This window comes from Myxococcus qinghaiensis, assembly GCF_024198215.1.
Taxonomy (GTDB): domain Bacteria; phylum Myxococcota; class Myxococcia; order Myxococcales; family Myxococcaceae; genus Myxococcus; species Myxococcus qinghaiensis.
Genome location: NZ_JAKCFA010000009.1, coordinates 40,548 through 57,817 on the forward strand (window position 1 = coordinate 40,548; position 17,270 = coordinate 57,817).

Genomic DNA, 17,270 nt, shown 5'->3' on the forward strand with positions numbered 1-17,270 from the left:
CCTGAGCCCACGACATGATCCTGCCCAATCTCACCCTGGCAGACTTCCTCCCGCTGATTCCCGCCATCATCCTGGTGGTGGGAGCCTGCATCCTGCTCCTGTCGGAAGTGTTCCTCGGCGCCCACGCGTCGCGCTCCTACCAGGCCGTGCTCACCGTGGTGGCGGCGGTGGCGGCGGGCGCGATGGCCGTGGCCAACATGTTCGAGCCGGCGCACGAGGTGTTCCTCGGCTTCGGCGTGCTGGACCCCTTCTCCAGCTTCCTCACCTTCGTGGTGTGCGTGGGCCTGGGCCTGGCGGCGCTGAGCTCCGTGAGCTTCCTGCGCAAGCGCGGGGCGGAGCGCGGTGAGTTCTACGCGCTGATGCTCTTCGCCGCGGCGGGCATGAGCCTCTTGGCGCTGTCCAACGAGCTCATCACCCTCTTCGTCAACCTGGAGGTCCTCTCCATCGCGACCTACGCGCTGACGTCGTACCTGCGCCGTGGCACGCGGCCGAGCGAGGCGGGCTTCAAGTACTTCATCCTCGGCGCCTTCTCCTCCGCGGTGCTGCTGTACGGCGCGGCGCTGCTGTACGGCGCCACCGGCTCCACGAAGCTGACGGACATGGTGGGCCCGCTGTCCAGCGCGCTCGCCACCCAGCCGGCGCTGGTCTACGCGGGCCTCATCCTCCTGGGCTCCGGCTTCGCCTTCAAGGTGGCCGCGGTGCCGTTCCACATGTGGACGCCGGACGTGTACGAGGGTGCCCCCACCCCCGTCACCGCGCTGATGAGCGCGGGCGTGAAGGCCGCGGCCTTCGCGGCGCTGGTGCGCGTGTTCCTCACGCTGGGCAAGGGAATCGACCCGCACCTGCCGCTGGTGCTGTTCTCCACCCTCGCCTTCCTCACCATGGTGGTGGGCAACCTGCTGGCGATTCCTCAGCGCAACGTGAAGCGCATGCTGGCGTACTCGTCCATCGCCCACGCCGGCTATCTCCTGGTGGGCGTGGCGGCGCTGTTCGTCACCGCGCCGGGCGAGCAGTTCCGCCTGCTGGGCCCGTCCGAGCTGACGGGTGGCTCGCCGGTGGAGCTGGCCCGCTCGCAGGCGCTGCGCGGCATCCTCTTCTACCTGCTCGCGTACACCTTCAGCGCCGTGGGTGCCTTCACCCTGGTGTCCGTGCTGGAGCGCCGCGAGGACGAGGAGAAGGGCACCGCCTGGGACTTGGAGCGCTTCAGCGGGCTGGCGCAGCGCCGTCCGGGTTGGGCCGTGGCCATGGCCGCCTTCATGCTGTCGCTGGGCGGGATTCCTCCCACCATCGGCTTCATGAGCAAGCTGCTCATCTTCCAGAGCGCGGTGGACTCGGGCCTCATCGGACTGGCCATCATCGGCGTGCTCTCCAGCGCGGCGGGCGTCTATTACTACCTGCGCGTCGTGGTCTACATGTTCATGCGGCCGGTGCCCGAGGGCGCCCTGACGCTCGAGCGCAGCTGGTCCACCGAGCTGGCCCTGGTCCTCTCCACCGCCGCCGTGCTGGTGTTCGGAATCCTCCCGGGCCCCATCACCGCGTGGCTGCAGCAGGCCAGCAGCATCTTCGGCCAGTAGGCGCGTCACCAGCGCCTGGGGCCTCGCGCCCTCGTCACCCACGCCCGCCCCGGCATTCGTGCCCGGGCGGGCGTCGTCTTTCCAGGCGCCCGCTACGGCTCCGGGAGCGCTCCGCGCAGCTCGAAGGTCTCCAGGCTCACGCTGGCTCCCGCGTCTCGCAGGAGCTGCTCCAGGGGCGCGTCGTCCGTCACCACCACGGCCACCGACTCCCGGGCCGCTCCCAGCAGCGAGAAGGCGCCCTCCAGCAGCGCCCTCGCATGGGCCAGCGACGCCGCGAAGAAGGGATAGAGCACCGCGCCGCCGGAGCGCACGTCCATCATCCCCAGCGTCCCCGCCTCGCCGTCCTCTCGCGCCAGCCGAAGCAGTCGGTGCGAAGGCAGCGTCGCGTAGCGCGCCAGCTTGCCCGGCATCATCCCGAAGGCCTGAGTCAGCGGTTCCCAGTCACCCGCCTCCACCGGCACCACCATCAACCCGTCGGGCACTGGCGGCAGCACGGCCACCTGGGCTCGCGTCACCCGGAGGTTGGTGCCCTGGCGCACGAGCTTCATGCCCAGCGAGGTGTACAGCCCCAGCGCCGCGGCGTTGTCCCGCTTCACGTTGAGCGCCCAGCTCCGGCAGCCCTGCTCACGCAAGCGCTCCGCCACGCGCTGCATCATCCAGCGCCCCAGCCCCTGGCGCCGCGCGGAGGGCGCCACCACGAGCTGGCCCACGTAGCCCAGCACACCCAGCGCGTCTGTCGACGTGTACCCCTCCACCCCACCCGACCCTTCCACCAGCAGGGTGCGGGGCGCGACTTCTTGCTCCCACATGGTGGCCGAAGGCGGGGGCTCTTCCAGGCCCAGCTCGGCGAAGAGCCGCACGTACGTCAGGTAGTCGTCCTCGCGTCCAGGCCTCAGCACCCACGGACACGGCTGCCGTCGCACTTCCACCGCCATCAGGCACTCCTCCCGGAAGGATGGAGCGAACACCGACGCTGGCGGATTTCAACGCCCGACGGCACAAAAGAAGGCGGCCCGACACTCCACAGGGGAGGGTCGGGCCGCGGGTCTTCTGAAGGTGACTCACCGGAAGTGCTGAAGGGGTGGGGGGGAACCGCCTTCAGCCTCGCTTCGATGTGTCCCGCGTGGAGATATAGCAGTCGTCGTGCCAAGTGCCGCTTTGGGACAAACTCCAGTTTTCTCAGGCACTTAGAGGTTCACCCGACAGTGGCCAACCCGGCGATTGCATTGCAGCCCTGAAATCACCTTGCAGAACTGAAAATTACCAATGATTTCAAGCATCTGTGTTTTTCACCGATGAACCTCGTTCATTTCGGATCTGAATCCACAAGTGCGCAAAAGTTACACGTCCAACTCCACCCTACTCCCGGCTCGCCTCGGTGGGGGGGCGGAGGTTGAGGCGCTTCATCTTCCGCCACAGGGTGGTGGAGGAGACGCCCAGCTCGTCGGCGACACGAGCCAGGTCCACGCCATGGCGCTCCAGGGACTGGGCGATGGCGCGGCGCTCGGCGTCCTCCACCACCTGGGCCAGGGTGGGGCCTCCAGCCGTGCCCGTACCGAGTCCCAGCTGCCCATCCAGGGCGCTGAGGCTGGAGGTGCCGTGCGCGGGCGGCAGGCGGGCCTGGCGCAGCGGGAAGTCCTCGGGCATCAGCTCGTCGCTCTCCGCGAGCGCGGCGGCCTGCTCCACCAGGTTCTCCAGCTCGCGCACATTGCCGGGGAAGTCGTAGCCCATCAGGTGTGTCACGGCGGAGGCGGACAGGCGCCGGGGGTTGGGGCTGCGGGCGTTGGCGCGCTCCAGGAAGTGCTCGGCGAGCACGGGCACGTCATCCAGGCGCTCTCGCAGCGGGGGCACGCGCAGCGTCACCACGTTGAGGCGGTAGTAGAGGTCCTGGCGGAAGCGCTTCTCGCGCACCTCGATTTCGATATCGCGGTTGGTGGCGGCGACGGTGCGCACGTCCACGCGCAGCGCGGTGGACTCGCCCACGCGGCGCACCTCGCCCTCCTGGAGGGCGCGCAAGAGCTTGGACTGGAAGGTGGGGCTCGTCTCCGTCACCTCGTCGATGAAGAGCGTGCCGCCGTCAGCCTCCTCGAAGAGGCCGCGGCGCGCCTTCACCGCGCCCGTGAAGGCGCCCTTCGCGTGGCCGAACAGCTCGCTCTCCAGCAGGGACTCGCTGATGGCGGCGCAGTTGACGGGCACGAAGGAGCGGCTCTTGCGCCGGCTGTGCGCGTGGAGCGCCCGGGCCACCAGCTCCTTGCCGGTGCCGCTCTCTCCCTGGATGAGCACGGTGGCGTCGCTCTGCGCCACGCGCATCAGCCGCGAGGTGAGGTCCCTCATGGCGGCGCTGCGCCCCACCAGCGCGGACAGGCCGTGGCGCTGGTTGAAGTCGGTGGCGAGGTTGTCCACGTCGCGCAGCAGGCGCGCTCGCTCCAGGGCGCGCTCCACGCGGTAGCGCAGCTCGCTCTCCTTGAAGGGCTTGGTGACGTAGTCGTAGGCGCCCAGCCGCATCGCCTCCACCGCGCTCTCGATGGAGCCGAAGGCCGTCATCATGATGACCTGGAGGCGCGGGGCCACCTCCAGCGCGCGCCGGAGCAGCGTCAGCCCGTCCATGGGCTCCATCTTCAAGTCGGTCAGCAGCAGGTCCATGCTGCCGCCGGACAGGTGGGCCAGGGCCTCCTCACCCGTGCCCGCCTCGAAGACGGTGTAGTGCTCGGCGCGCAGGAGCAGCGCCGTGGTCGCGCGCATGTTGCGCTGGTCATCCACGACGAGGATGCGTCCACGGGACGGTGGGGTGTTCGCGTCAGTCATGGGAAGGACGGGGGCTGCGAGAGAGGAAGGCGGAAGGTGAAGGTGGTACCGCGACCGGGGACGCTGTCCACGGCGATTTCGCCTCGATGTTCCTCGAGGATACGTTTGACGACAGCCAGGCCCAGGCCCGTGCCCTGCGCCTTGGTGGTGAAGAAGGGCTCGAAGACGCGGTGGAGCAGCTCGGCGGGAATGCCCAGCCCCTGGTCCGCCACGTCGATGCGCAGCTGCTCCCGCCCGCCATGCGCCTCCCGCCGCGCCAGCACCCGCACCCGTCCACCCTGCGGCATGGACTGAATCGCGTTGACGGCCACGTTGACGAGCGCCTGGCGGATGAGCCGGCGGTCCATGGGCACCGGCGGCAGGCCCGCCTCCACCTCCGCCTCGATTTGCACGGGCCGCTCCGTGCCACCGCCCTGCACGCGCGCCGCCTCCAGCGAGTCCTGGAGCACGCGGCCCAGGTCCTCGTGCTGGAGCACCGGGTTGCGGGGGCGCGTGTAGTCCAGCAGGTCGCCGACGATGCGGTTGAGGCGGTCGCTCTCCTCGCCCAGGATGTCCAGCAGCATGCCCGCGTCACCAGAAGGCTCCAGCAGCCTGCGCAGCGACGCCACCGCGTTGAAGATGACGCCCAGCGGATTGCGCACCTCGTGCGCGACAATCGCGGACAGCTCGCCCAGCGCGGCCAGCCGCTCGCGCTTCACCATCTCCGCGCGCGTGGCGGCCAGCTCCGCGTAGCTGGCCCACAGTGACTCATACAGGCGCGCATTGGCGATGGAGAGCGCGAGCTGCCCACACGTGGCCTCCGCCAGCTCGACGAGCTCCGGGCTGAAGCCCCGGGTGCGCCGCGTGTCATCCACCAGCACCACGCCGATGAGCTCCTCGCGCGAAGTCAGCGGCAGCGCCAGAAGCGCCTTCTCCCCAAAGCGCTGGACGAGCTGCGGGTTGAAGCCTCCACCCGAGGCCTCCACGTCCTCGATGGCCACCGGCTTCCGCTCGCGCGCGGCCCGGGCCGCCACGCTGTCACTGCTCAGCGACAGCTCCACCGTGCGGAAGAAGTCGCGATGGGCCGCGGAGGCCGCCGCGCCCCGGAGCACCTTGGCGCTCTCGTCGTACAGCATGATGTAGCAGTTGGACACGTCCAGCAGGTGGACCAGGAAGTCCGAGGCCACGTCGAGGATGCTGGAGGTCTCCAGCACGCCCGACGTGGTGCGGGCCAAATCCAACAGCAGGCGCGTCTCGGTGAGCTGCCGCGCCGACTCCGAGCGCAGCCGCCGCTGCTCCAGCAGCGTCACCAGCAGCTCCGACAACGTCCCAAGCAGCCGCACGTCCCGCGCGTCGAAGGGCCGGGCCGGCGCGCGCAGCACCTGGAGCACGCCGCAGACCTCTCCGCCCCGGGCCAGCCGCACCGCCGCGCCGCTGCCCAGCGTCCCGCCCGAGACTTCGCGCAGCACCGCCGCCTGGGCCTCCGTGGTGAGGTCTCCATCCAGTGCGTCCGGCACCGTGGCCCCCATCACCGCGCTCAAGCGGTCCACGCTCGCCGGGGAGACGCCGCTCTCCGCCAGCCCGAAGTGGGCGGCCAGCTCCAGCGGCCCCTCCTCGCCTTGCGTCAGATGCAGCATGGCGGCCTCCGCCAGCAGCAGCTCCGACACGCGCGACAGGAAGTCCTCGGGCGTGGGGGGAATCGGCCGCGCCACGAAGCGCGCCATCTCCGCGACGGCGCCCACTTCCCACCGGCTGCGGGTGCCGTCCGCTTGCACGCGCGCATCCGTCAGCGCCGCCCCCACCACCTTGGCGAACAGCGTCAGCACCGAGCCATGGCGAGGCGCCACCCACGGCCCCTCCACGCGCAGCACCTCCACCTGGGGCCCTCCCACCGGCAGGTACACGTGCGTGGGCGCGGCCCGCTCCGCGCCACCGAAGACGGGGCGCCCGTCCGACAGCGCCTCCAGCCCCAGGTACACGTCCGTGGGCGGAGGTCCGCCATCGAGCGCGTGCAGCCGCATGCCGTCCCACCGCAGCAGCCGCACCCTGAAGCCCGCGGCCTCCAGCCCCTTGATGGCGACGCGGCGCACCGCGTCCTCGGAGTGCGCGGACACGAGGCCCGCGGAGGTCTCCACCAGGCGCTCGGCCACGGACAGCTCGGCGGGCCGGTCCATCATCGGCAGCAGGTTGAGCAGCAGCGCCCGGCCCCCGCCCTCGAGCGGGAGATGGGACGCGTAGAGGGCCACCTCCCGGGCGACGCCGTCCGCCGAGGGCACCTGGTAGAGCTGCGTCGCCGCCTCCATGGGCACGCCGGACTCCAGCAGGCGGTAGCGCTCAATCAGCCGGCTGCGGTCCTCCGGCTGGACGAAGTCCATGATGGAGCGCCCCTCGACCTGCTCCCGGGGCAGCCCCAGGAGCGCGAGGTACGCGTCATTCGCCGCGAACACGCGTCCGTCCACCACCGCGAGCACGGGGTTGGCGAAGGGTTCGATGAAGGCGCGCAGCGACGCCTCGCTGTAATGCTTCGTGCTCATCCGCGACGCAGCACCCGCTTCTCGCCTACCCGGAGCGTCACCTTCTCCCGGTCGAAGTACTCGGACAGAGGGATGACGAACTTGCGACTCTGTCCCACCAGTTCCTTGAAGGCCTGGGTGCTAATTTCCTTCTTCTCGCGCAGGTGGGCAACCAGCCGTTCCCGCAGGGCCCCCAGCGCCGCCGCGTCGAAGCACAGCTCCTCGCTGACCCGCGCCACCCTTCCCTCGGCCATCAGCACCTTCAACAGCTCTCTCAGGCGGGGCACCGGGAGCTGGAGCTTCTGGGACAGCTCGGCCTCCGTGGGCGGGGCCAGTCCCGTCGCGGACAGCTCCGCGGCGAGCCGCGCCCGGGCCGCCTCGTCCCCCAGCGACAATGCACGGCCGCGCCCCTTCAGACGCACGAGGTCCCGGTCCAGCTCCAGCTTCCCGGCGTCCCCCAGTCCCTGCAACACCCGCTGGAAGGCGCGCGCGTCCAGCTCTGACGACAAGCGCTGGCGCAGCTCCTCGCGGGACAGGCCCTCGCGCAAGGGCTCGCGCTCATGGAAGGCGGCCAGGAGTGCGAGCGCCCGTCCCTGCAGCCCCTCGAACACCTCGCCGGAGAGGTATAGCCGCCGCTCCTTGTCCAACAGCAGCGCCGCGCCCCGAGCGCCCAAGAGCTCCAGCGCGCGCGCCAGCACCCGAGGCGAAAGCCCGGAGCGGCCGAACAGCTCCGCCTGCGTCAGCCCGCGATAGCCGGCCTGCCGCAACAGCCACGCCACCTGCCCCGCCGGGTCCGCCTCCCGCAGCGGCGCCACCACCGCCGAGCCGCCCTTGCGACGCCGAGGCGGCACAATCGACAGCACCCGCCCCCCCGCGAGCGTCGCGCCCCGCCCGGGCAGCGCGCGCGAGCCTCGGAGGATGAAGCGCTGGCCCACGAGCGCCGCCACCGGCGCATCCAGCCGGAGCTGCGCCAGCGTCGTCTCGCCGGGCTCCAGCCGCTCCACGTCCAGCAGCGCCACCGTGGCCTCCACCTGCGAGGTGCCCAGGTGCAGGAGCAGCTTGCGGCGGCGCGGCAGCGGCGACTCCGCCGTGGGCAGCAGCGTCAGCTCCACGTCCAGCATGCGCGTCTCGGGCAGCTCTCCGGCGCGCGTCAGCACCTGCCCTCGGGAGAGCGACTCCGCCTCCACGCCCGGCAGGTTCACCGCCGCGCGCTGGCCGGCCTCCACCTTCTCCACCGCCCGCCCATGCACCTGCACGCCGCGCACGCGCAGCGGCCCCGGCTGCCCGGGGAGCAGCGACACCGCGTCGTCCACCGCCACCGTGCCCGACAGCAGCGTGCCCGTCACCACGGTGCCGAAGCCCTTGAGCGTGAAGACGCGGTCCACCGGCAGGAAGGTCGGCCCCTCCGAGGGACGCTTCGCCAACGCCCCGGCGGCCCGGCTGAGCGCGGCACGCAGCGCGTCCAGTCCCTCGCCCGTGCGCGTCGAGCACGGCACCACCGGCGCACCCTCCAGGAAGGAGCCCGCGGTGAGCGCGGCGAGGTCCGCCTCCACCAGCACGCGCCACTCCGGCCCGGGCTCCGCCAGCAGGTCCGACTTGGTGAGGGCGACGACACCGGCGCGCACGCCCAGGAGCCGGCAGATGTCCAGGTGCTCGCGCGTCTGGGGCATCACGCCTTCGTCGGACGCCACCACCAGCACGGCCAGGTCCACGCCCCCGGCGCCCGCGGCCATCGCCTTCACGAAGCGCTCGTGGCCGGGCACGTCCACCACGCCCGCCACCGAGCCGTCATCCAGCGTCAGGTGCGCGAAGCCCAGCTCCAGGGTGATGCCTCGGCGCTTCTCTTCCTGGAGCCGGTCCGTGTCGATGCCGGTGAGGGCCTTCACCAGCGACGTCTTGCCGTGGTCGATGTGTCCCGCGGTGCCGACAATCATCGCCTCACCACGGCACTGCTCACGCCCCCGCCTTGTCCGGGTCCTCTTCGAAGCGCGCATCACCCGCGCCGGGCGCGTAGTCCCACGGGAAGACGACGAGCGCGCCCGTCGTCAGGCCGGCATAGTCCGGGGCGAAGCCCTCCGGCTTCGAGATGAGGCACGCCGTCGACACCTGGGTGGCGCCCGCCTCGCGCGCCAGCGCCGTGGCCAGCGACAGCGTGTCGCCGCTGGAGGCCACGTCGTCGACGATGAGCACGCGCTTGCCCTTCAGCTCGCGCGGCATCTCCCCGCTCGTCTTCGGCCCACCCTTCGGGCGTCCTTCGTCACCCCGGTCCCTGCTGCGACGGCTGATGCGCACCGGGAAGAACGCGCAGCCGAGCGCCGAGGACAGCGCGCCGCCGACGAAGACGCCGCCGTGGGCCACGCCCACCACCGCCTCCGGCTTGAACGTCTTGCGGATGGCGTCCGCCAGGTGGTGCACGGCGCGGTCGAAGTCCGCCCACGTCAGCTCCTTCACGCCCGCGGAGCGCTTGCGCGACTGGTCCTTGCCCGTGGGCTGACGCGGCGCTTCCACCTGCGGCGCCAGCACCAGGTCCACGGGAATGGAGACGAGCTTCTGCGCCTGCTTGCGCTCCGCGGCGGACAACGACGCGGACGACGGCGCGACACGAGTCTTGGGAGAAGTCTTCTTCGAGGAGGACTTCGCGGTGGGCTTGCGCTTGCCCTGGGCCTTGGGCCCGGGCGTTGCCCGCTTGGTGGCCACGGCGGTGAGCTCCGGCTGGGGTGCGGCCCCGTCATACCCCGAGGACCGCGCCCTGGCCACATCCCGCTGAAGTCCGCCACCTCGACACATCCGGATGACACACCGGGGTGACGGCTCAGCCGCTCGCGTCAGGCCGCCAGCTTCTCCTCCACCATGCGGTCCGCCACCTGCTCCGGACGAAGGCCGGACTCCTTCGCGCGCCGCAGCACCGTGTCGATGGTGTCGAAGATGTTCGCCGCCCGGGCGTACGCCTTCTCCCGGTCATACCCCGCCCACTCCTGGGCCACGTTGATGAGGCCCCCGGCGTTGGCCGCGTAGTCCGGCACGTAGAGGATGCCCCGGCCGGCGAGCTGCTCCCCGTGTCGCATGGTGAGCAGTTGGTTGTTGGCCGCGCCACACACCGCCTTCACCTTGAGCAGCGGCAGCGTGGCGTCGTTGATGGCGCCGCCCAGCGCGCAGGGCGCGTAGACGTCCGCCTCCATGCGGTGCAGCGTGTCCGCGTCCACCGCCGTGGCGCCGTACTCCTTCACCGCGTGCGCGACGCTGGCGGCATTGATGTCGCTGACCCAGACCTTCGCCCCGCGCTCGTGCAGCTCCTTCACCAGGTACATGCCCACGTGGCCCACACCCAGCACCGTGACGCGCAGCCCCTTGAGGTCCGGGCTGCCGAAGACGTGCTTGGCCGTGGCCTCCATCGCGCGCGCCACGCCGTACGCCGTCACCGGCGACGGGTCTCCGCTGCGCTCCTTCAGGCCGACGACATGCTTCGTGTGCTTGCGCACGTGCTCCATGTCGTCCGTGCTGGTGCCGCTGTCCTCGGTGGTGATGTAGCGGCCGCCGAGCGACTCCACCGCGCGACCGAAGGACTCGAACAGCTTCGCCCGATCGAAGTTGCCGCGCGGCAGCATGATGACGGCCTTGCCACCGCCGTGAGGCAGGCCCGCGAGCGCCGCCTTGTACGTCATGCCACGCGCCAGCCGGAGCGCGTCCGCGACGGCCTCCTCCTCGCTGGTGTACGTCGCCAACGCGCGCGTCCCACCCAGCCCTGGGCCAAGCCGCGTGTTGTGCATTCCGACGATGGCCCGCAGGCCCGTCCGGGAGTCGCTGAGCAGATGGACGGCTTCGTAGCCGCCCTCGAGCAATTGCGTGAAGTAACTCATGGCGCGCGGCCTCTACCGAGGCCACGCACCCAAGTCAAACCGTGCCGCTCTCCAACATGCCGCGAATGACATCTCCAGGAATGACATAGCGCGTCGTGCAGAATTGGCACGTGGCCTCCGCCTGTCCTTCCTTCTCCAGGAGGTCCTTCAGCTCCTCGCGGCCCAGCGCGAGCAGCGCGCGCTTCACGCGGTCCTCGCTGCACGAGCAGCCGAAGCGCAGCGGATAACGAGACATCACCTCGAAGTCCGCCTCCGGCAACAGCGCGCGCAGCACCGCGGACCCACCCGACGCCGCGTGCGTCAGGAGCACCGACGTGGCGTCACGACGCAGCCGCTCACCCAGCGCCTGGAAGGTCTCCAGGTCCGCGCCGGGCAGGGGCTGGATGAGCAGGCCGGCGACCACGCCCAGGGACTCCGTCTTGCCTTCCACCTGGAGGGGGAGCTGCGCCAGCACCAGGCGAGAGGGGAGCTGATCCGACTGGTGGAAGTAGCGCTCCAAATCCTCCGCGAGGTCGAAGCGCTCCAGCTCCACCGACGAGCGGTAGTGCTCACCGCCGCCCAAGTCCCTCAGCACGGACAGGAAGCCCTTGTTCCCCAGCACGGGACGCCATTGGTACTGGTGGTCGCCGCCCACGTACTCCACGAGGGTGTTCTTCACGTAGCCCCGCACGAGGCCGGACGTGTCGCCGTCCACGAAGAGGCCCCGCAGCGGCCCGTCGCACTCCACCTGGAGGTTGACGCGGGACTCGCCCTTCTGGAGCGCTCCCAGCAGGGCGGCGGCGGTGAGGGCCTGGGACAGCAGCGCCGCGGCGGCGGGGGCGGTGTGGTGGGTGGCGCGGGCCTGGCGGGACAGGTCCGTGGTGAGCGCCAGCACCACGCGCGCATCGGACTTCTTCAGCAATCCACTGACGAGCTCATCGGACATGGCAGAGCGACTTAGCGTGCCCGAGCCGGCCGTGCCCGCCAACGTCGGAAGGCGGACGCCCCGTCGCATGCCGGCCCGGCAGCAGGGCCACCCAGGGTGACGCATAAGGCCAGGCTTATGCCTCCGTGCGCGGCGGCTGCCATGCGGGGGTGCGGAAGAAATCCAGCGTCCTGGCCGGAACGGCTATAAACCGCCCTCCGACAGTCACCTGACTTTGACTTGGGGCGCGGCCACTTGCCCGCGCGCCATCGCTGGAGACCCGATGAGCACCCAGGCCGCCACAGCCGACGCCGTTTCAACGAAGACTCCGCTCCTCAAGTCCCGCCTGGGCTCGTTCCTCGCGGTGGTGCCCCTGACGTTCTGGGTCGTCAACCACCTCTGGGACAACCTCTCCGCGTTCAACGGCGCGGTCGCGTGGGAGAAGTCCGTCACCACGTACGCCAACCCGTACTCCCAGGCCCTGACGTTCATCATCGTCATGCTGCCGCTGCTGTTCCACACCGGGTGGGGCCTCGTCCGGCTCTTCAGCTTCCGGCCGAACAACAACCGCTACAACAACTACGGCAACTTCAAGTACATCCTCCAGCGCGTCAGCGCCCTGGGCGTGCTCGCCTTCCTCGGCGCGCACATCTGGCTGGCCTTCCTGCAGCCGCGGCTGGTGGCGGGACACCCGGAGGCCTTCTCCGACATCGCCCGGGAGATGCGCTTCCACGGCCCCACGCTCATCGTCTACCTGCTGGGCACGCTGGGCACCGCGTACCACCTGGCCAACGGCCTCCAGGGCTTCGCCATGGGCTGGGGCCTGCTGGGCAGCGAGCGCGCCATGCGCCGCTTCGAGCCGGTCTCCATCATCCTCTTCCTGCTGCTGACGGCGATGAGCTGGAGCGTCATCTACGCGCTCTACACCGCGGGCGCCGCCTTCGGTCCCTCAAGCCACTAGTCCCAAGGGCACGGCCCCCTCGCGGGCGCTGGGCCCTCTTCGCCACAGCCCTGAAAAGCACACCGGCCGCCCCCGAGACTTCCGGGGAGCGGCCGGTTCGTTTCTGGAGTGCCGCGCGACCTGGCTCAGAACGGGATGTCGTCCTCGTTGTTGCCGCCGCCGCCGGAGGGACCGCCCATGCCGTCATCCATGGGAGGCGGCTGGCCGTAGTCGTTGTTGTCCATGCCGCGCGACTGACCGCCACCACCGGACTGCCGGCGCCCACCACCACCGCCGCTCGCGCCATCCCCGGCGTCACGACCGCCCAGGAACGTCACCGCGTTGGCCACGACTTCCGTGGTGTAGTTCTTCCGGTTCTCCTTATCCATCCACTCGCGCGTCTGCAGGCGGCCCTCGACGTAGCACTGCCGTCCCTTCTTCAGGTACTCGCCGCAGAGCTCCGCGAGCTTTCCCCAGACGACGATGCGGTGCCACTCGGTCCGCTCCTGCTTCTGGCCGTTCTTGTCCTGCCAGCTCTCGCTGGTGGCGATGCGGAAGTTCGCGACCGCCTGACCGCCCGGGGTGAACCGCACTTCAGGGTCCGCACCCAGGTTGCCGATGAGGATGACCTTGTTCACGCCTCCTGCCATGACCGCTCCCTCTGTCTTTCCGTCGAGTTCCCCTCCACCACGGAGAGGAATCTGCCCCGCCGGGCATCAGCCCTGGCAGGTTGCCTCCGACGTATAGCAGCGCGGCCTGACATTTCCAGAAGGCGGAGCCCGGCCCGCAGACTCGCCCGGCTGGCGGCCCCACGGACGAGGAGGCTTCGGAGGAAAGGTGCGGGAGGGCACCACCTGAGAGGTGGCACCCGCCCACCCGGTACTACCCGCCCGGACGCGTCTCCGCGGTGCGTGACGCATCAGGGGCACTGCCCGTGGAACGCGGGGGCGGAGGAGCCGAGGAGCCCCCCGCCGGCGCCACCACCTGCACCGGCGCGCCGCCCTCGGGACGGGGCGCCTTGGCCTCCGCCACCTTCTGCGACAGCGTGGAGTCCAGCCCCTTGGCGAAGGTGGCCACCTGGGGGTCCGCCGCGCCCTGCAGCCTGCGCAGCGACTTCCAGAAGGGATGGTCCGCCTGCCCCGCCTGCACCAGCGCGCGGGCCAGCAGCGTGGAGGACGACTCCCGGTCCGCCGGAGACGCCGCGCGCAGCGCCACCACGAGCTCCTCCGGCGCCGTCCGGGCCACTTCGCCCAGCGCCACGGACATCTCCGTCTGCGCCTGGGCATCCACGCCCGTGGCGCCCGCCAGCTCCAGCACCCGGGCCAGCGCCTCCGTGTTACCGCCCGCCGCCAGCTCCACCATGCTGGTGACGCCGGGCACCTCCACGGACAGCAGCCGCGCCACTTCCCTCAGCCGGCCGTACACGTCATTGCCCGCCGAGTAGCTGTCCAGGAGCGTGCGCGCCCCCAGGTAGTCATGCGGGTTGGACTGGTAGAGGCTCTCCGCCAGCACCGCGCGCACCGCCGGGTCCCTCTCGCTGCGCCACGCCGTGCGCAGGAAGCCCAGGTTGCGCTGGTCCCTCTGCCGGCCCAGGTCCAGGTACGTCTTGATGCGAGCCGCCACGTCGTCGATGGCACCCGACGGCTTGCCCCCATCCGCCAGGGAGGCCACCGCGCTGGAGGGCCCCAGGCTGGAGCCCGTGGCGGCCACCGCCGCGCCCAGCGCGTCCAGGCCCGCGACGATGGGCCCGGCGCGGCCGGCGAAGTCGTTCACCATCATGGAGAAGGAGAAGCGCTCACCGCCCGCGCTCGTCACGTAGCCGCTCAGCGCGGAGACGCCCTCCAGCGTGCCCGTCTTCGCGCGCAGCTTGCCCACCGCGTCGCTGCCCTCGAAGCGGTACTTCAGCGTGCCGTCCTTGCCGGCGATGGGCACCGAGGACAGGTACTCCGGCGCGAAGGGGAAGCGCGTGTACATGTAGCGCAGGAGCTTGTTGAGCTGCGCGGCGGAGAAGCGGTTCGCGTCGTTCAGGCCGCTGCCGTTCTTCATCACGTACGTGCCGCGGGAGATGCCCACGTCGCGCTCCAGGAACTGCTCCACCACCTCCACGCCCTTGGTGAAGGTGCCCGGCTGGCCGCGCCCCTCCGCGCCCATCGTCTTGAGGAGCTGCTCGGCGACGAAGTTGCTGGAGAGCTTGTTGAGGCGCTTGAGCAGCACGTCGAACGTGTCCGACTGGGCCACGTGCACCATGCGCGCCTTGGACGGCGTCAGGCCCGTCTTCACCCGGCCCTTCACCTTCATGCCGCGCGTGCTCAACAGCTGCTTGAGCGTCTGGCCGAAGTACATGGGAGGGTTGTCGATCTTCTTCCAGACGCTGACGGCTCCGCCGCGCTCGGGCGGCACCTGCCCGCGCACCACGATTTTCTGCTGCGAGCCCGCCGCGTCCGACGTCACGGAGACGCGCCGCGCGCGCTTCGCGCCGGTGGACAGCTGGTTGTCCACGACGAAGTAGTCGCTGGGGGGCTCCATCTCCACGGTGCCCTTGGCGCCGGGGCTCGCGCCGGGGCGCAGGAAGATGGCCACCGCGTTCCAGTTGAGGCTCAGCGCGCCGGTGGGCGCCATGTAGGCCCGGTCCGAGTCCTCCTGGTCATACCCGGGCGGCGTGCGCTCGGCGTCGAACCAGGAGTCGTCCACGACGATGTCCCCCACCTCGCGCAGGCCCGAGTGCCACAGCTCCGACACCACGCCCCACAGGCGCTCGGTCGTCATGGACGGGTCGCCCTTGCCGCGCACGTAGAGCGTCTTCACCTTGCCGTCCGTCGGCATCTCCGGCTCGACGAGGAACTCCGTGTCGTAGCGGAACTCCGGCCCGAGCGTCGCCAGCGCCGCCGCGGACGTGACGAGCTTCACGTTGGACGCCGGGTTGAGCAGCTCGTCCGCGTTGTGGGTGAACACCACCGCGCCGTCGTCCAGGCTCTGCATGTGGACGCCCACGCGGCTCACCTTGAGCGGCGCGCGTTGCAATACCTCGAGCAACGCGGCCCGCAGGGCTTCGCGGTCCGCGCGCTTCTCGGCGGAGGTGGGCGGCGCCGCGAGGGCACCGTAGGGAAGCAGCAGGGAAACGATGGCCAGCGCGGCCAAGAGGTGTCTGGCTCGAAGAACCTGCACGCACGCTCCGGGGAAGTCGGCGGCCATTATGGGGAAGGGCGCGAAAGCACGGCAAGGGAGAGGGGGTGCGGGAGTCCACGGTTGGGCGCTCGCTCTACCGCCAAGTGGAAATTGGCGACCCTCACATGTGGACTTCTTTTCACTGCGGTCCTCTCAACGCCCAAGATGCCGATAACACCTGGGCGCATCATGAGGGGTGCCCCTGACAGCCGTGGAGGAAACTTCGATGAGAGCGGTGGTGCAGCGGGTGCTGGAGGCATCAGTGACGGTGGACGGGCAACGGGTGAGTGACATGGGCCCCGGCCTGCTGGTGCTCCTGGGCGTGGGCAAGGGCGATACGGAAGCGGACGTGGCGTGGATGGTGGAGAAACTCGCCACGCTTCGAATCTTCGAGGACGCCGCCGGGAAGATGAACCTCTCCCTGGAGGACACCTCCCGTCAGCTCATCGTCGTCAGCCAGTTCACCCTCTACGGAGACGCGCGCAAGGGCCGGCGCCCCAGCTTCATCGACGCCATGGAGCCCGCTGTCGCCAAGGCCCTGTACGAGCGCGCCTGCGAGGGCTTGCGTCAGCGCGGCCTCACCGTGGGCACCGGCATCTTCGCGGCGGACATGAAGGTGGCGCTCGTCAACGACGGGCCCGTCACCCTCCTGCTGGACAGCCCGGCGCCAGCGCCGCCCAAGCCCTAGATTCGGACGGTGCTGCCCTTGGTGACGAGCGCGGCCAGGCCCTGCTTGGCCATCGCCGCCTGGCGGATGTGCGTGGTGAGCGCGCCCAGCTCCCGAATCCAGCTCGCCGCGCGCGGCCCCAGCCCGGAGAAGGCCACCGTCAGCGGCGGCGGCTGAGGCAGCTTGCCCAGCCAGTAGCCAAGCACCTCGTCCTTCTCCGGCAGCGACGGCAGCTTCATGCGCTCCTGCTCGCGGGCGATGAGCCGCTCCAGCTTGCGCGGCAGGTTCACCTGCCAGTGCGCCACCGCTCGGGCCGGGCGCCAGGCCCAGTCGGCGAAGGCGAAGCGCTCAGTGGGGAAGTACTCGCCCCGGCCCTGGGTGACGAAGACGCGGTCCGGGGGGAACTCCGGGAAGGGGTCCCAGTGCCCCGCCAGCAGCGACGCCAGCCCCATGTCCGCCAGGGGCCTGAAGCGGAAGCCGTCGCGCACCTCGCGCGCGCCCTTCGAGTCCCAGTACGGGTAGTGGGGCTCCTCCAGCATCAGCGACAGGTGCAGCGCCTCGTCCCAGGCGTCCGCGTAGCCGGCGTGCTGCGTGCCCACCTCCCAGCCCGCGGGGCCTTCCTTCCAGGGGAGGAAGGCGAGCCGGTCCACCAGGTCCGACCAGGGGTCCGTGTCCACCGAGCCCAGGCCTCCGGGCACCGCCGTGGCCAGCATCCGCTCGCAGAGCATCCGCGCCTGCCCGTCGCCCAGCGTCTCCAGGAGCGACTCCAGGGCGCCCGTCGCATCGCCCATGGCGCGCGCCAGGAACGGGAGCACCTGCTCGTGGAAGAACCGGTCGTTGATGGGCCGCAACACCACGTCCATGGG

13 protein-coding genes are annotated in these 17,270 nt (G+C 70.7%); 3 read left to right on the top strand and 10 right to left on the bottom strand.

Going from position 1 to position 17,270, the window contains the following annotated elements; genetic code table 11:
- Nucleotides 1-14: 14 nt before the first annotated feature.
- Entirely contained in the window at nt 15-1,574 is a 1,560-nt protein-coding gene (locus LZ199_RS18195) for an NADH-quinone oxidoreductase subunit N (protein WP_253994981.1), read from the top strand.
- Between the two features lie 92 nt (nt 1,575-1,666).
- Here LZ199_RS18195 and LZ199_RS18200 read toward each other — a convergent pair whose 3' ends face one another.
- The 7 genes from LZ199_RS18200 to LZ199_RS18230 form a co-directional block, all read right to left on the bottom strand.
- Nucleotides 1,667-2,509, bottom strand: coding sequence for a GNAT family N-acetyltransferase (locus tag LZ199_RS18200; protein WP_253994982.1), 843 nt, complete (start codon nt 2,507-2,509; stop codon nt 1,667-1,669).
- Between the two features lie 424 nt (nt 2,510-2,933).
- Entirely contained in the window at nt 2,934-4,379 is a 1,446-nt protein-coding gene (locus tag LZ199_RS18205; protein ID WP_253994983.1) for a sigma-54-dependent transcriptional regulator, read from the bottom strand.
- Entirely contained in the window at nt 4,376-6,892 is a 2,517-nt protein-coding gene (locus LZ199_RS18210) for an ATP-binding protein (protein WP_253994984.1), read from the bottom strand. The genes LZ199_RS18205 and LZ199_RS18210 overlap by 4 nt, the downstream gene beginning before the upstream one ends.
- A complete protein-coding gene (selB, locus tag LZ199_RS18215; RefSeq protein WP_253994985.1) occupies nt 6,889-8,805 on the bottom strand; it encodes a selenocysteine-specific translation elongation factor in 1,917 nt (638 codons plus the stop codon). The genes LZ199_RS18210 and selB overlap by 4 nt, the downstream gene beginning before the upstream one ends.
- A 19-nt stretch (nt 8,806-8,824) precedes the next feature.
- A complete protein-coding gene (locus LZ199_RS18220) occupies nt 8,825-9,628 on the bottom strand; it encodes a phosphoribosyltransferase (RefSeq protein WP_407667214.1) in 804 nt (267 codons plus the stop codon).
- A gap of 68 nt (nt 9,629-9,696) precedes the next feature.
- Nucleotides 9,697-10,728, bottom strand: coding sequence for a Glu/Leu/Phe/Val dehydrogenase family protein (locus tag LZ199_RS18225; RefSeq protein ID WP_253994987.1), 1,032 nt, complete (start codon nt 10,726-10,728; stop codon nt 9,697-9,699).
- A gap of 34 nt (nt 10,729-10,762) precedes the next feature.
- Nucleotides 10,763-11,653, bottom strand: a complete 891-nt coding sequence (locus tag LZ199_RS18230; RefSeq protein WP_253994988.1) for an Hsp33 family molecular chaperone HslO — start codon at nt 11,651-11,653, stop codon at nt 10,763-10,765.
- A gap of 262 nt (nt 11,654-11,915) precedes the next feature.
- On the opposite strand from LZ199_RS18230, the gene LZ199_RS18235 reads away from it, so the two are divergent.
- Nucleotides 11,916-12,593 carry a succinate dehydrogenase gene (locus LZ199_RS18235; RefSeq protein ID WP_253994989.1) on the top strand — a complete coding sequence of 226 codons (678 nt, stop codon included), beginning with the start codon at nt 11,916-11,918 and terminating at the stop codon, nt 12,591-12,593.
- Nucleotides 12,594-12,718: 125 nt separating this feature from the next.
- Here LZ199_RS18235 and LZ199_RS18240 read toward each other — a convergent pair whose 3' ends face one another.
- Both LZ199_RS18240 and dacB read right to left on the bottom strand, forming a co-directional pair.
- Nucleotides 12,719-13,222 carry a single-stranded DNA-binding protein gene (locus LZ199_RS18240; protein ID WP_253994990.1) on the bottom strand — a complete coding sequence of 168 codons (504 nt, stop codon included), beginning with the start codon at nt 13,220-13,222 and terminating at the stop codon, nt 12,719-12,721.
- Nucleotides 13,223-13,454: 232 nt separating this feature from the next.
- Nucleotides 13,455-15,737: a D-alanyl-D-alanine carboxypeptidase/D-alanyl-D-alanine endopeptidase gene (gene dacB, locus LZ199_RS18245; protein WP_253994991.1), complete on the bottom strand. Its 2,283-nt coding sequence runs from the start codon at nt 15,735-15,737 to the stop codon at nt 13,455-13,457.
- A 226-nt stretch (nt 15,738-15,963) separates the two neighbouring features.
- Here dacB and dtd point away from each other — a divergent pair, with 226 nt between their 5' ends.
- Entirely contained in the window at nt 15,964-16,425 is a 462-nt protein-coding gene (dtd, locus tag LZ199_RS18250; protein ID WP_253994992.1) for a D-aminoacyl-tRNA deacylase, read from the top strand.
- Here the strand turns inward: dtd and LZ199_RS18255 are convergent.
- A complete protein-coding gene (locus LZ199_RS18255) occupies nt 16,422-17,267 on the bottom strand; it encodes a hypothetical protein (protein ID WP_253994993.1) in 846 nt (281 codons plus the stop codon). The genes dtd and LZ199_RS18255 overlap by 4 nt on opposite strands.
- Nucleotides 17,268-17,270: the final 3 nt, after the last annotated feature.